Genomic DNA, 14993 nt, shown 5'->3' with positions numbered 1-14993 from the left:
GAGTAAAGAAATGAATAGTATTGTTTTATCTCTTTTTCCTTTAGTTGCATTAATTGCATCGGGATACTTATTTAAAAAATATCGTTTTTTTAGCGATGAGTTTTGGGCTGGGGCAGAGAAGCTAAATTACTATATTCTATTTCCAGCTTTGCTTTTTAGTACGCTATCGACCGCAAAAATTGACTTACAAAGCTTGAGTACAGCCATCATTGCGATGTTGGTTGTGGTTTTAGCAGTGACTGCCTTTTTATACATACTTCGAATGTTTTGGCATATACCGCCTGCACGTTTTGGTGTGCACGTACAAAGTATGGTTCGCTTTAATACTTATATTGGTTTGGCTTTAGTCACTTCGCTTTTTAAAAGTGAAGGAATGGCAATTCTGGCAATTTTATTGGCGCTTTGCATTCCGCTTGTGAATGTTATTTCGGTGCTTGCTTTAACTTCTAAAGAACACATGGCAATTAAACCTGTTTTGATTGCACTCCTTAAAAACCCGTTGATTGCATCATGTGTGGTCGGAGCCGCAGTCAATGCACTTCATATCCCAATTTGGGAAGGCTTTACTCAGTTTATTAAGCTTTTTTCAGTGTCGAGTTTGCCACTAGGGTTGTTATGTGTTGGTGCAGCTTTACAGTTTATGCAAATTAAAAAGGACATTGTGGTATTGGCAGCAGATACGTTCGCACGACTTTTAGCAGTGCCTGCCTTTGCTTACGCGGTCTGCATGTGGTTTGGTTTATCAAGTTTACAAACACAAATTTTAGTTATTTTCTTTGCGCTACCGACGGCTTCCGCATCATACATTTTAACTAAGGTTTTAGGTGGTAATAGTCAGCTCATGGCGGCCGTAATTAGCTTTCAAACGCTATGTGCTGCCGTGACTTTACCACTGATGATTTGGTGGATTTCTTAAGATATAACTTTAGTTAAGTCATCTTCTATTTTCTAAAAATGAATAGGTCGATTCTGACTTAAAAAATGCATTACTACCTTCCTCATCTGATTATTGCTACACTTTTTTCTTTTTCAGGTGGATGAGTATGTCCTTTGATCTCAAAGTGAGCTTGCAGCAAAGGTCTGAACCGTCTGCACAGCAGAAAAAACTGAATCGCCTGATTAATAAAATAGAACAGCAAAAAGTTAGCCTGAGCACATGGCAAAATGCACAAGCTGAGATTCAACAGCACATTCGGCAAAAATTGATGCCTGTGTATAACGATTTACATACAGTGCTATTTCAGCAGTTAGTTCAACTTTGGAATATTTTACATAGCCATGAGTTTTCCAAAGCGGATATACAACAACTAGATGAAAAAATTGCCCAACTTGCACAAACGTTGAAGCGCTCCAAAATGCTATCTGCTGAACAGTTAGAGCTGGTAAAGCAGATCGATACCTTTTATCAGCAACATGTGGGGGAGTCGGTAAAAAAGACTAAAAAAATTCAGCCAATAAAATCTGAATATGATGAAAGTACTGAGCAAAGTGCAGAGTTAGAAGAAGACTTTGAACAGTATGCTGCAGAGCAACAACAAGCACGAGAACAAGCCAAGCAGCAAAGACAGCAACAGAAACGTGAACAAGCTGAGCAAATGGCAGCGCAGTCACTCAAAACAGTTTATTTAAAAATTGCCGCGATGATTCACCCAGACCGTGAGCAAGATGAAACTAAAAAATTAGAAAAAACCGAGCTGTTTCAACAGGCCAGTCAGGCCTACGAAAAGCAGGATTTGTTTTATTTACTCAAACTCCAGTTACAGCTTGAACAGAATACAGGGCTAGGTGCTAAAGACTTATCTGCCGAGCAATTGAGGTTTTATAAACTGGCTCTAGATGCACAAAGTCAGCAGCTTGAAAGTCAAATAGCTGAGATTTTAGATTCTTTTCAGTTAGCAAAAAATGTAAAAGCAGAGCATGTACATATCGGCGATGTTTATAAAGCTGTAGATGCGGACTGTGCTGAGTTAAAGCAACAGTTGAAGTGGGAAAAAGAGCGTTTTAAGCACATGAAAAAGGTGAGTGGGATTGAGATGTTATTGGGGCATGGGGTTTTATGAAGTTTTAGATACACCTCTCCCCAAACTTTATAAAGGGAGAGAATGATAATTGACAATAGATTCTTCATTTACCTATGAAAGGTCGATTTAATGAAGAAAATTAAGAAAAAATTTTATTCATTATAAGACTCAATTCGCACTGATCAGTTTGTTGGTAGGGTATTTTGGGTAAATAGCTAATGTTTTGTTTTTCTATAATTTCTAATGCATTAAGGGCTTTTGACGGTTTATCTTCACCAGAAGTTTGTTCTGGATAGTATGCTTCAATAGCGCCTAAATTTAAAACAAAATATCCCAAATCATATAAGCGATTTATTAACTTAACTTTCTCTTCTAAATAGAATGTTTCAGATAATTTTAAAGCTTCTCTTCGCTTATTATTTGTTTCGAATTCAAAAAGTTCATCAATTTCTTTAAGCTCATCATCTGAAACCTCCTCCCGATTTCTGACTTTATTTGCTAACTCTTTCAAGCGCTTATATTTATCTTGCCAAGAAATTTTTTTTGCTTGTTCAGAAATAATTTTTCCATTAATTTTGCTACTGATACCCTGTTCTTCACAAAATTGATCTAGTTTTATTAATAAATTTTGTCTAAGAGCATTCAGTTCTGAAGATTCTGTTCCAAATTCAAGTTTCTCGAATCCGTCAATTAGTATATCTAAATCTAATAGTGTGAAGACCTCAATATCAAAATGTTTATAAAAGTCATAAAATCTTTTGGTATTCATTTTCCCTTGTATTCTAATAATTGGAATATTTGTTTTTTCGAAACAATATGATTCGTTAATAAAGCGTGATAGCCCTTTCAGAAAGATTAAATCTGAATCTCCTTCAACCAAGAGAACTTTTTTAGAGAAGAATGCTGGTGTACTATTTTCATAACAGATAATTTGGAAAGCATCCTTATAAGTGCTATTTATAACAAAGTTAATTTCTTTTGCTTTTGAACAAGGTGGGGAGGAAGAAAAATCTTTATATATTTTGATGAAACAAGTTTCTTTAGCTGTAGCTGAAAAAAAATTTGGTGAATGCGTGGTAACAAAAACTTGATCTTTAAGTGATAATTTTTCTAGAACATTATACAAAATGCGTTGACCATTTGGGTGAAGATAAAGTTCAGGTTCTTCAAATAAAAAGATGTAGTCCGTATTTTTCTTATTACAGTTTAGTTTTTCAACATAAGTTCTAAGTATAGAAAATACTAGAGTACGTTTAACACCATCACCTTTATAATCAATAGTAGTTTTTATTCCATCATCTATTAAAATTTGGGTACTATTAAAAATCTGCTTAACTTCTGGATTAGGAATTTGTAATTCTAATTTAATTTGAGAGAAACTCTCTTGAAAGACCTTTTCTATTTCAAGTTCAAGCGATTTAAGGCTATCGAGACGGTCATCAATAAGTTGTTCGGTCCCATCTTCACCTTTAATGATCTGACGGTTTAACATCTTATTAAGCTTTTCAAAAGAGTTTTTGATTTCGATAAATTCTGGTGATTCTTCAATTTGTGTAAAGAGAATTTTTATTAATTTACCAAAACTAGTACTTTCTTTGGTTTTTGTTTCATCACTGAAATCTTTTACAGCAGGTATATAAATAGGTTCTGGGAACATAGGTATAACTGTATTACTGAATCCAGTTGGAAGGTTTTCCCAGTCGTAGCAGAATTCATTACTAGGTAATTGTTCAATCAGTTCGTCAATTTTTTCTTTAGCTGCGGTTTGTGATGAGATAGAACTAACCACATCTTGAGATAATTGGTATGTATCTCTCATAAAAATTTTTATTTCTGGAGCTTTTTTGCCTTTAAGCTGATTACTTATCCAATCAGCCTTATAAATTATATTAATAGGAATTTTTTTATAACAAAGCAAATCACTTGAGAGATCTAATTTATACTTTCTTCGGAACTTTAATTGATTATTTCCAATTATTTTCTGGATTCTGGATCTGTTTTCTTCATCTGATATTTTATTTAAGTCATTTTCATTAACATCATTAAAAGTTATATCAATAAAAATCTCCTTAGATTTATCGTAGTAGTCAGATTCTGAAATTTTTGTACCTTTCAGAAATAAATTAATAGCTAAAAGAGCAGTTGATTTTCCAGCATTATTTTCACCTATCACACAATTCATTTGTGATGGTGTCAAATTAATCTCTTTAAGACCCCGGAAGTTTTCAATATGTATATTTGAAATTTTCATTGTTAGTATCTATTTAATTTTTAGAAATTATATTTATAGATTATAGGTTAAAAAAAAGCCACCCTAAGATGACTTTTTAAAATATTAAAATAGTAATAAGTTAAAGCGCAGCAATTTGCTCCATATTCGCTTTAACTTTCTCTAACTGAGCAGCAAACTCAGCAAGCTTGGCTTTTTCACCTTCAACAACTGCTGCTGGTGCTTTAGAAACAAAGCCTTCGTTTGCAAGTTTGCCCGCGATTTGATCGTGTTGCTTTTGGATTTTATCCAAGTCTTTTTGCAAACGAGCAAGCTCAGCTTTAGGGTCGATTAAACCTTTCATTGGTACAAATACCGATGCATGGCTAACAACGCTAGAGCAAGACAAAGGCGGCTCTTGGTCTTTATTCAAGAACTCAATGCTTTCAACTTTAGCCAATGCTTTGAACAATGCTTCAATACGAATGATTTGTTCACGCTCAGCGTCAGAAGTGTTTTGAAGTAATACTGGCAACAAGCGCGCATTACCTAAGCCTAACTCACCACGAATGTTACGTACCGCACCAATCAAACCTTGAAGCCATTGCATATCTGCTTCAGCTTGCTCACTGATTTTTGCTTGCTCTGGAATAGGGTATTGAGCAGTCATAATCGTTGGACCGCCTTGACCAAGCATTGGTGCAAGCGTTTGCCAGATTTCTTCTGTCAAATACGGCATAAGCGGATGAGCCAAACGCAATGAAGCTTCCATCACTGCAAGCAATACACGGCGTACTTCAGCTTTACGTTCTTCTGAAACTTCTGCATCGTTTAGAACTGGTTTAGTTAACTCAACGTACCAGTCACAGTATTCATTCCAGATAAAGTCGTAAATCGCTTGAGCAGCAAGGTCTAAACGATATGTTGCAAACGCTTGATGTACAGCAGCTTCAGCTTTTTGTAGACGGCTGATGATCCATTGTTCTGGAAGTTCCCAAAGATCAGGACGAGCTTGTTGACCAACAGTTTGACCTTCAACATTCATTAGAACGAAACGAGTCGCGTTCCAGATTTTGTTACAGAAGTTACGGTAGCCTTCAACACGCTTTAAGTCGAACTTGATGTCACGACCAGTGTTTGCAAGCGCACAGAACGTGAAACGAACTGCGTCAGTACCATAAGCATTAATGCCTTCTGGGAACTCTTTGCGCGTTGATTTTTCAATCTTCGCTGCATCTTTCGGGTTCATGAGGCCAGTCGTACGTTTTGCAACTAAGCTTTCTAAATCAATACCGTCAATCAAGTCTAATGGGTCAAGTACGTTACCTTTAGACTTCGACATTTTTTGACCTTCACCATCACGTACCAAGCCGTGAACGTAAACAGTCTTAAATGGAACTTGAGATGAACCATCTTCATTTTTCATGAAGTGTAGGGTCATCATGATCATGCGGGCAACCCAGAAGAAAATGATGTCAAAACCAGTCACCAACACATCTGTTGGGTGGAAGGTTTTTAAGAAATCATTTGCTGCATCTTTTTGTGCGTCGCCAGTCCAACCTAAGGTTGAGAATGTCCAAAGTGCAGATGAGAACCATGTATCAAGTACGTCTTCGTCTTGTTTAAGTTCAACGTCAGCAGCGATGTTGTTTTTCGCGCGTACTTCTTCTTCGTTACGACCAACATAGATGTTGCCATTTGCATCGTACCAAGCTGGAATACGGTGACCCCACCAAAGCTGACGTGAAATACACCAGTCTTGAATGTCACGCATCCATGCCATGTACATGTTGCTGTACTGCTCTGGAACAAACTTAATACGGCCATCTTGAACTGCTTCAATTGCAGGTTCAGCAAGCGGAGCAATTTTTACGTACCATTGGTCAGTTAGTAACGGCTCAATGATCACGCCTGAACGGTCACCGCGTGGAGCTTTTAAGTCATATGGTTGGATTTGATCTAACCAGCCTTCAGCTTCAGCTTGGGCAACTAATTTTTTACGTGCTTCAAAACGCTCTAAACCAGCATAGTCTACAGGTGCAGTAATGGTTTTAGAAATTTGTTCGCCAGCTTTTGCAATATATTCAAACTCACCTAAAACTTCGGCGTTTTTGTTGAAGATATTAATGATTGGCAAGCTATTACGTTTACCTAGGTCATAGTCATTGAAGTCGTGAGCAGGCGTGATTTTTACACACCCAGTACCGAAGTCTTTTTCAACGTAGTCGTCAGCAACGATTGGAATTAAACGGCCCGTAATTGGCAATACGATGTTTTTACCAATAAGGTGCGCATAACGCTCATCTTCAGGATGAACAGCAACCGCGGTATCACCAAGTAAAGTTTCAGGACGAGTTGTTGCAACAACTAAATAGTCTTTGCCGTCTTGAGTTTTAACTGATTTGTCTTCAAAGAAATATTTAAAGTGCCAAAGTGAGCCTTTTTCTTCTTTGCTTTCTACTTCAAGGTCAGAAAGTGCTGTTTGAAGTTTAGGGTCCCAGTTTACAAGGCGCTTACCACGGTAAATTAAACCGTCTTCGTGCAAACGAACGAATACTTCTTTAACTGCGTTTGATAAACCTTCGTCCATCGTGAAGCGTTCACGTGACCAGTCTACAGATGAACCTAAGCGACGAATTTGTTTCGTAATTGTGCCGCCAGATTGTTCTTTCCATTCCCAAACTTTTTCGATGAACTTATCACGGCCTAAGTCGTGACGAGTTACACCTTGTAAGCCAAGTTGACGCTCAACAACCATTTGAGTTGCAATACCAGCATGGTCAGTACCCGGTTGCCACAAAGTGTTTTTACCCATCATGCGGTTATAACGGGTGAGGGCATCCATAATGGCATTGTTAAAACCATGGCCCATGTGCAAACTACCAGTGACGTTTGGTGGCGGAATCATGATACAGAATGATTCACCGTGACCAGAAGGTTTGAAGTAACCTTGTTCTTCCCACGTTTTGTACCACTTCTTTTCGATCTCGGTTGGATCGTATGTGGTTGCAATATTTTGAGCGGTTTGAGCGTCAGTCATAGTAGCTTAGATCGAATATGCATAAAAAATTGCATCTATTGTAGCAAAAAAATGCCTCGAAATTAATGTGCTGAAAACAGATAAACGGTTTTGTATTTTTTTCAAAAAACGGTAGATTTATGAAAGATGGATCACAATTTAATCGTGTGGCGACACGGCACAAAAATTACAAAAGAATTGAAAAAGGATGCTGCTGATGAGTTATGAAGTTTTTTTGAAAATTTCCGATTCGACTTATACACAATTCGAGGCTATTCGGCAAAAACTGCATGATGGGGTAAGCCAAAGTCAGGCAAAAGTTTTGGGGGATGTCTTGTCTGACCTTTCTTGTGAAATTATTGAGCAGGTTTTTTCTGTGCTTTTACAGTCAGGAAATGCAAGCATGTCTCCAAAACAACAAGCTGAGTCTGAAAAAGTTATTCAGCAAGTTTTAGAGACTTTTCGAAAATACATGCCTTGGTCAGTTTCATTCTTTGGAAATGAACGTCTTTTACCTTTAGTTGACTACATGACATCTCTCATGAAAGAGCAAGGGCAGCAAGTTTATATTACCTATCCGGTCACACTTCAACTCGTACAACAAGCCGAAACCCTTACCCAGCAAATTCGTGACGGTAATATGCAAAGCATTACGGCTGCATTTGAAACACTCATACAAATTGTGGATTTAGGCGTAACAAGCCTAGTACGTGAACCTAAAAAGCGTTTAAAATTTAATTTGGTTGTCGATAAAACTCTTAACGGAGTCATCAACATGACGACGCATTTGGGCTATAAACGTTTGGAAAAGTTAGGGACACAGGTCGATCAGACCACAGCAACTCATTATATCAACCACTTTTTGGCCTTCATGCATCAAGCAGCATAATTTAAAAAGATAATAGGAACATTACATGGCCAAACTTGATACTTTGCAAAATAAAGTGGTATGGATTACGGGCGCATCTTCTGGTTTGGGTAAGGCCTTAGCAGGGGAATTGGCTTTACAAGGCGCAAAACTGATTTTGACCTCGCGTCGTTTTGAAGAATTAGAAGAGGTTCGGGTTGGCTTATTAAATCCCGATCATCATTTGTCTGTAGTCGCAGATATTACTGATGAAAAGCAGGTTCAAGAGGCTTATAAGCAGATTTTAAAAGCGAAAGGCCGTATTGATTGGCTCATCAATAATGCAGGTTTGAGCCAACGCGCTTTAATTAAAGACACGACCATGGCAACTGAACGGGCCATTATGGAAGTCGATTATTTCTCACAAGTCGCGCTCACCAAAACCGTATTACCGACCATGCTAAAACAAAAGTCTGGCCGAGTTGTATTTGTGTCGAGTGTGGCTGGTTTATTGGGTACACAGTACCGTGCAAGCTACTCGGCTGCTAAAGCAGCGATTCACATGTGGGCAAATAGTTTACGTGCTGAGGTCTCAGATCAAGGTGTCGAAGTTTCAGTTATTTTCCCTGGTTTTGTAAAAACTAATGTTTCTTTTAATGCACTCAATGGTGCAGGGGAACCTCAAGGCCATCAAGACGAAGCAATTGAAAATGGTTTAGAGGCAGATGTTTTTGCAGAGCAGGCTGTAAAAGCGTTAGTACAGGGTCAAGAATATATTGTTGTGGGTGGGGCTAAAGAAAAACTAGGTGTAATGGTTTCTCGGATGTCACCAAAACTTCTTTATAAAATGATTCGGAAAACAAAAGTAAAATAAAAAAGTGATTTCGCCGTGCTAAATTGGTGAAAAAACCCGCATAGAAGGTTCGCCATGGATCAGGATTATCACCGTATTTTAGAAGTCGTCACGCGTTTTCAATTGGTCTTTGACCAGAAAAATTGGGATGCTTTTGATGAGTTGTTGGCAGATCAACTTGAGGTGGACTATTTCCAATTTAGAGGAGAACCTTTATGTGTCGTATCTTGTCATGAATATAAAGGTTCTCGGCAGCAAGCCTTATCCCATTTGCGACTACAGCACAATTTGAGCAATCCTCTAATTCGGATTGAACAAGATCAAGCTTGGTTAGAATGTAATTATCAAATTTATCGTTTTTCAGAAAATGATTATTTTCATTCTTTTGGTCGTTATTATTTTACGTTGGCGAAACAACAAGACCGTTGGAAAATTACCCGAATTTGCCAACACTTAACTAAAAATATTGGCAATCCGCGCATTCATTTTTCTGAGGTTGGGCAGTATTAATCTTTAACTGCTGTTCCATAAGCAAAAACTTCGACCATTCCGCCTTGCATTCCGAGTTCGGTTGTACTCAGCCGAACTCCCATAATATGGTTAGCTCCTGCGGTATGAGCTTGTTGTTTTAAACGTACAATTGCCTCTCGACGAGCACGCTCAACAATACTTTCATAACTGGTTAGTCTTCCGCCCAAAACATTTTTTATAGATGCCAATACATATTTAAAGTAATCATGAGAAATCACAACATTACTGCTAATAAGGTGGCCCAGTTGGTCACTCGTTGCAAAACGATTGGTATCAATTCTGATATGGGCAAATTGTTGCTCTTTTTCTAGAAGTTCATTCAAATGTTTTCGTTCAATATGGCGGCCAAAAGCCCAACCAATGCTGAAAAGAATGAGAAAAATAACAAGCTGAAAAATAAGATTGTCCATTTTCTACCTATGCATTAAATGGATCGGGTAGATGAGGTGCTTGAGGCTGCACAACCACTGCTGTACCATACACAAATAACTCAGAAGCGCCTTGTGCAATATTGGAAGTTGAAAAACGAATACCCACAATTGCATTCGCACCAAGTTGCTGGGCTTTTACAATCATACGCTGCATGGCTTCTTGGCGAGATTCTTCTAATAATTCGGTATAACCCGTCAGTTCGCCACCCACAATATTTTTTAAACTTGCCATCAAGTCACGGCCAACATGCTTACTACGAACAGTACTTCCGTAAACAACATCCAGCTGCTTTACAATGTGGTGGCCTGGAACACTTTCTAAATTACTTAATAACATTGTTTTTTATCAATCTAAATTTTTAAGGTTTCAAGATAAAAAATATTCAGATGAGTTGCAATAAAAAAGCCCACCGAAGTGAGCTTTTATGAATAAGTTATTTAAAACTTATTGCTTTTTAAGTTCAGCACTAGATGGTTGATTAACCACTGTATCTGAAGTATTTGCTTTTAAACCACCACCTAGAGTTTTGTATAACTCGATTTGGTTGTTTAAGTTTGCTTGTTGAAGCAATAACAAACCTTGTTCTGCTGAATAAGATGAGCGCTGTGCATCAAGAACCGTCAAGTAACTATCAATACCGGCACGGAAGCGGGCATTTGAAAGTGTGTAGTTGCGGTTAGTTGCTTCTACTAGACGTTGTTGAGCTGTTAAACGCTCACCAATGTTGGCACGAGTTGCAAGCGCGTCATTAACTTCGCGGAACGCAGACTGAACTGATTTTTCATAATCAGACAATGCAATTTTCTGATCAGTTTCAGAAATTTTCACATTGGCACGACGAGTGCCCCAGTCAAAGATTGGTAAGTCTAAGCTTGGTCCAATTGACCATACAAAACCACCAGACTTAAATAGATCACTTAAGTCAGTTGATGCATAACCTGCAGAACCCGTTAAGCTAATGGTGGGGAATAAACGTGCTTTTGCAGCACCGATATTCGCACCAGCAGCGCTTAAGTTATATTCAGCAGCTTTTACATCTGGACGGTTGTTAAGTAAGTCGCTTGGTAAACCCGCTGTAAATACATTTTGTTGAGTAATCCGTTTTACAGGTTGGGTTGGCAACAAGTTTTGTGGAACTGATTGACCAACTAACAAGTTCAACAAGTTTTGTGCTTGAGCAATCTGCGTTTTGTAGTTTGCTACATCATTACGCGCAGTTTCTACAGAAATCTGTGCCTGACGTAGTGGAACTTCACTGTCGATGCCCACATCAAAACGTTTTTTGTTGAGATTGTAAGAATCTTGCTGTGCTTTAAGTGTTTGCTCTGCAAGTCTTAAGTTGGCAGTTGCGAAAGAATAGTTCAACCACGCTTGAGCCACTTGACTGATTAGACTGATTTGAGTCGAATCACGTGCGCTTTGCGTTGAAAGATAACTATCTAATGCAGCATCTTTTAAGCTACGTACGCGGCCCCAAAAATCAAGCTCATAGGCAGTTACACCCAGACCTACTTGATAAGTAGAGTAGGGGTTATTCGGATCACGGCTTTGAGAAACCTGACGAATTGCACTACCACTTGCTCCGATTGTTGGAAGCTGATTGTTCTGTGTAATTCGATATTGCTGTTGAGCACGTTCGATATTGAGCGTTGCTGTACGTAAGTCGCGGTTGTTGGCAAGTGCCAAATCAATCACTCCGAGCAAACGAGGATCGCTAAAGAACTGTTTGTAACCCTGTTCAGCAATAGACGTACCAGAAGCGCTATATGCATAGCTTTGTGGAATATCGGTTTTCACGACTGGTTCTGGGCCGCGCATGCTTTGACAAGCTGTCAAAGCAAGCGCAAGTGCAGATACCGCAATGCTACGACCTGAAATAGACCATACGTTTTGCATCACGATTTATGCTCCTGAGTGTTTATGGTTTTTGGTTTGTACTTAAAGATACTACGAATCCACACATAGAATACAGGGATAAAGAAGATACCTAAGAACGTTGCACTGAGTACGCCACCGAGTACACCGTAACCAACAGAATGCTGACTTCCTGCACCTGCGCCTGTTGAAAGGGCAAGCGGAAGTACACCGAAACCGAAGGCAAGGGTAGTCATGATGATTGGACGTAAACGCATTTTTGCAGCATGTAAAGTTGCTTCAATCAGGTCTTCACCTTTTTCCTGCAGCTCTTTTGCGAACTCAACAATCAAGATCGCATTTTTTGCAGAAAGACCGATTACCGCGATCATCGCTACTTGGAAGTAAATGTTATTTGAGAGATTTGGATCTCCTTTAATAATCATACCCAAGTAAGTTAATACGATTGCACCAATAATACCGAGTGGTACCACAAGTAAAACTGAGAACGGAATAGACCAGCTTTCATACAATGCAGCCAAGCAAAGGAAAACGATTAACAATGAAAGTGCATATAAGAATGGAGCTTGAGCACCAGACTCACGTTCTTCAAGTGATAAACCTGTCCATTCATAGTCGAAACCTTGTAAACCCATAGATGGTAACTTAGCAATAATTTCTTCCATTGCTTTCATCGAGTCACCAGAGCTCACGCCAGGTGCAGGTGTACCTTGAATGTTAACCGATGACACGCCGTTATAACGTTCAAGACGTGGAGAACCATATGTCCATTCGCCAGTAGCAAATGCAGAGAACGGTACCATTTCGCCTTTGTTATTACGTACATACCACTTGTTTAAGTCTTCAGGCATCATACGGCTACCCGCATCACCTTGAACATAAACTTTTTTCACACGGCCACGGTCAACGAAGTCGTTAATGTATGAGCCACCCCATGCAATACGCATTGTATTGTTAATTTCGGCAATACTCACACCCATGGCACCAGCTTGAGCTTGGTCTACATTAATTTGATACTGAGGTGTATCTTCTTGACCATTAGGGCGAACACCCACAAGACGTTTATCTTGTGCAGCCAAACCTAAGATCGTATTACGTGCAGCAATAAGTTTCTCATGGCCTTGACCACTTGAATCTTTAAGTTGCAAGTTGAATCCGGCTGTTACACCGAGTTCAGGCATTGCTGGAAGCTGTAAAGGCATGATGTAAGATGCGTCTTTAACGATCATATTCAATGCCATACCACGCTGAATCAATGCGCCAATTTGAGTTTCTGGTGAAGTACGTTCACTCCAGTCTTTCAATTTAACGAAGCCGATACCAGCATTTTGACCCACACCCGTGAATGAGAAGCCCGAAACGGTGAAAATCGATTCCACAGTATCTTTTTCATTCATGAAGAAGTTTGTCATGGTGTCAATCACTTTACCTGTACGGTCAAGCGTTGCATTTGGCGGTAATTGAACAAGTGTCATTACCACACCCTGATCTTCTTCTGGTAAGAATGAAGATGGGAGTTTTTGGAACAAAAACACTAATAAAGCAATAACTACAGCGTAAAGCACGCCAGAGAAGATTTTGCCCTTAAGCATGCGGTTAACACCATTTTGGTAGCTATGCGACATGCGGTCAAAACCATTGTTAAAGCCTCTAAAGAAACGAGCAAAAATATTATTGCTTGGTGCTTTGTTAGGGTCATGCTGTTTTAAAATGGTTGCACAAAGTGCCGGTGTAAATGTTAACGCTACAATTAACGATAGGACCATTGCTGTTACAAGGGTAATCGAGAACTGACGGTAAATTACACCAGTTGTACCACCAAAGAATGCCATTGGTACGAATACCGCTGTTAATACGCTTGTAATACCAATTAACGCGCCAGAAATCTGTTGCATTGATCGTGACGTCGCCGTGACCGGATCGGTATGCTCTTCACTCATAACACGTTCGACGTTTTCGACCACAACGATGGCGTCATCGACCAGAAGACCAATTGCCAATACCATGGCGAACATGGTTAAGGTGTTAATTGAGAAGCCAAAGATATTAATAACAGCGAATGTACCTAACACAACAACAGGTACAGCAAGTGTTGGAATAATCGTTGCGCGCCAGTTCTGTAAGAACAAGAACATCACAATGAATACTAAAACTACCGCTTCAATTAATGTGTGTACAACACTTTCAATTGAAAGACGAATAAATGGAGTCGTGTCATAAGCCAGTTTATCTGCAAGACCTGTTGGATAGTTCTTACGTAATTCAGATAAACGATGTTCAACAGCTTCTGCGGTATCAAGTGCGTTAGCACCAGTTGCAATTTTAATTGCAAGACCACCAGCAGGTTTACCGTTAAACTTCGAGTCAAACTGATAGTTATCAGAGCCTAACTCTACACGCGCAACATCTTTTAAACGAACCTCAGCACCAGATGCTGTGTTCTTTAAGAAGATATTTTTAAACTGTTCAGGTGTTTGCAGCAAACTTTGTGCATTCACTGTTGCGTTAAGCACTTGACCTTGTACAGCTGGTGCACCACCTAATTGACCTACTGCTACTTGTGAGTTTTGCGCTTGTAAAGCTGTCGCAATATCACTAGGAGTTAGTTGATAACTGGTTAACTTAGCTGGATCAAGCCAAATACGCATTGCGTATGAACCACCAAAGACCTGTACCTCACCCACACCAGCAACACGGCTAAGTGGTTCTTTAATTGATGAGTTTACGTAGTCTTTAATGTCCGAGTCAGAAAGGCTGTTATCTGGTGAGTAGAATGCAATAACTTGCAAGAAGCTTGCACCAGATTTAGTTACTGTTACACCTTGACGCTGTACATCTTCAGGTAAAAGCGCAGTTGCAGATTGCAATTTGTTTTGAACCTGAACCTGTGCAATATCTGGATCAATACCTTGTTCAAAGTTTAATTGAATAGAGGCCTGACCGTTACCAGCACTGTTAGATGAAATGTAGCGTAAACCATCTAGACCATTCATTTGTTGTTCAATGATCTGGGTTACAGTGTTTTCAACAGTCTCAGCAGATGCACCAGGATAAGTTGCAGCAATTGTAACTGTCGGTGGTGCAATCGTCGGATACTGTGCAATAGGCATTTTTGTTAGCGTGAGAATACCCGCCAACATAATGACTAATGCAATCACCCACGCAAAAATGGGGCGATGAATAAAAAATTGTGCCATTCAATCTAC

Annotated in this window: 11 protein-coding genes; 5 read left to right on the top strand and 6 right to left on the bottom strand. The window is 39.2% G+C overall.

Annotated elements, in window-relative coordinates:
* Window positions 1–10 precede the first annotated feature (10 nt).
* A complete protein-coding gene (locus tag B806_RS0103335) occupies window positions 11–916 on the top strand; it encodes an AEC family transporter (protein ID WP_017402617.1) in 906 nt (301 codons plus the stop codon).
* A 127-nt stretch (window positions 917–1043) separates the two neighbouring features.
* The gene (locus tag B806_RS0103330) at window positions 1044–2060 is read left to right on the top strand and encodes a molecular chaperone DnaJ (protein WP_017402616.1); all 1017 of its coding nucleotides are present in this window, start codon (window positions 1044–1046) and stop codon (window positions 2058–2060) included.
* Window positions 2061–2160: 100 nt separating this feature from the next.
* Here B806_RS0103330 and B806_RS0103325 read toward each other — a convergent pair whose 3' ends face one another.
* On the bottom strand, window positions 2161–4272 hold the full coding sequence (locus B806_RS0103325) for an AAA family ATPase (RefSeq protein ID WP_017402615.1): 2112 nt from the start codon (window positions 4270–4272) through the stop codon (window positions 2161–2163).
* A gap of 100 nt (window positions 4273–4372) precedes the next feature.
* Window positions 4373–7270 (bottom strand): valine--tRNA ligase, encoded by a 2898-nt coding sequence (locus B806_RS0103320; protein WP_017402614.1) that lies wholly within the window; start codon window positions 7268–7270, stop codon window positions 4373–4375.
* 196 nt (window positions 7271–7466) lie between these two features.
* Between B806_RS0103320 and B806_RS0103315 the strand changes: the two genes are divergently transcribed.
* Genes B806_RS0103315 through B806_RS0103305 form a run of 3 tightly spaced genes read left to right on the top strand, consistent with a single transcriptional unit; the run spans window position 7467 to window position 9459 of the window.
* Window positions 7467–8138: a hypothetical protein gene (locus B806_RS0103315; protein WP_002116504.1), complete on the top strand. Its 672-nt coding sequence runs from the start codon at window positions 7467–7469 to the stop codon at window positions 8136–8138.
* A gap of 25 nt (window positions 8139–8163) precedes the next feature.
* Window positions 8164–8970 (top strand): SDR family NAD(P)-dependent oxidoreductase, encoded by an 807-nt coding sequence (locus B806_RS0103310; protein ID WP_005064503.1) that lies wholly within the window; start codon window positions 8164–8166, stop codon window positions 8968–8970.
* A gap of 54 nt (window positions 8971–9024) precedes the next feature.
* Window positions 9025–9459: a nuclear transport factor 2 family protein gene (locus B806_RS0103305; protein WP_017402613.1), complete on the top strand. Its 435-nt coding sequence runs from the start codon at window positions 9025–9027 to the stop codon at window positions 9457–9459.
* Here the strand turns inward: B806_RS0103305 and B806_RS0103300 are convergent.
* From B806_RS0103300 to adeJ, 4 genes are all read right to left on the bottom strand, one after another.
* Window positions 9456–9890 carry a YbjQ family protein gene (locus B806_RS0103300; RefSeq protein ID WP_017402612.1) on the bottom strand — a complete coding sequence of 145 codons (435 nt, stop codon included), beginning with the start codon at window positions 9888–9890 and terminating at the stop codon, window positions 9456–9458. The two genes, B806_RS0103305 and B806_RS0103300, sit on opposite strands and share 4 nt — an antisense overlap.
* A 7-nt stretch (window positions 9891–9897) precedes the next feature.
* Window positions 9898–10248 carry a YbjQ family protein gene (locus B806_RS0103295; protein WP_017402611.1) on the bottom strand — a complete coding sequence of 117 codons (351 nt, stop codon included), beginning with the start codon at window positions 10246–10248 and terminating at the stop codon, window positions 9898–9900.
* A gap of 108 nt (window positions 10249–10356) precedes the next feature.
* Entirely contained in the window at window positions 10357–11808 is a 1452-nt protein-coding gene (adeK, locus tag B806_RS0103290) for a multidrug efflux RND transporter outer membrane channel subunit AdeK (protein ID WP_017402610.1), read from the bottom strand.
* Window positions 11808–14984 (bottom strand): multidrug efflux RND transporter permease subunit AdeJ, encoded by a 3177-nt coding sequence (gene adeJ, locus B806_RS0103285; protein ID WP_002116419.1) that lies wholly within the window; start codon window positions 14982–14984, stop codon window positions 11808–11810. Before adeJ ends, adeK begins: the two co-directional genes overlap by 1 nt.
* Window positions 14985–14993 lie beyond the last annotated feature (9 nt).

Origin of the sequence: Acinetobacter sp. TG2027, from assembly GCF_000302435.1 — a bacterium.
GTDB lineage: Bacteria > Pseudomonadota > Gammaproteobacteria > Pseudomonadales > Moraxellaceae > Acinetobacter > Acinetobacter pittii.
The sequence above is the reverse complement of the archived record's forward strand: the minus strand, read 5'-3'. Positions and strand labels throughout refer to the sequence as shown.

Excerpts from the sequence above, each read along its gene's own strand:
- B806_RS0103335 (WP_017402617.1), top strand. The coding sequence starts at position 11 with ATGAATAGTATTGTTTTATCTCTTTTTCCTTTAGTTGCATTAATTGCA.
- B806_RS0103330 (WP_017402616.1), top strand. The coding sequence starts at position 1,044 with ATGTCCTTTGATCTCAAAGTGAGCTTGCAGCAAAGGTCTGAACCGTCT.
- B806_RS0103310 (WP_005064503.1), top strand. The coding sequence starts at position 8,164 with ATGGCCAAACTTGATACTTTGCAAAATAAAGTGGTATGGATTACGGGC.
- B806_RS0103300 (WP_017402612.1), bottom strand. The coding sequence starts at position 9,890 with ATGGACAATCTTATTTTTCAGCTTGTTATTTTTCTCATTCTTTTCAGC.
- adeK (WP_017402610.1), bottom strand. The coding sequence starts at position 11,808 with ATGCAAAACGTATGGTCTATTTCAGGTCGTAGCATTGCGGTATCTGCA.
- B806_RS0103315 (WP_002116504.1), top strand. The coding sequence starts at position 7,467 with ATGAGTTATGAAGTTTTTTTGAAAATTTCCGATTCGACTTATACACAA.
- B806_RS0103295 (WP_017402611.1), bottom strand. The coding sequence starts at position 10,248 with ATGTTATTAAGTAATTTAGAAAGTGTTCCAGGCCACCACATTGTAAAG.
- B806_RS0103305 (WP_017402613.1), top strand. The coding sequence starts at position 9,025 with ATGGATCAGGATTATCACCGTATTTTAGAAGTCGTCACGCGTTTTCAA.
- B806_RS0103325 (WP_017402615.1), bottom strand. The coding sequence starts at position 4,272 with ATGAAAATTTCAAATATACATATTGAAAACTTCCGGGGTCTTAAAGAG.
- B806_RS0103320 (WP_017402614.1), bottom strand. The coding sequence starts at position 7,270 with ATGACTGACGCTCAAACCGCTCAAAATATTGCAACCACATACGATCCA.
- adeJ (WP_002116419.1), bottom strand. The coding sequence starts at position 14,984 with ATGGCACAATTTTTTATTCATCGCCCCATTTTTGCGTGGGTGATTGCA.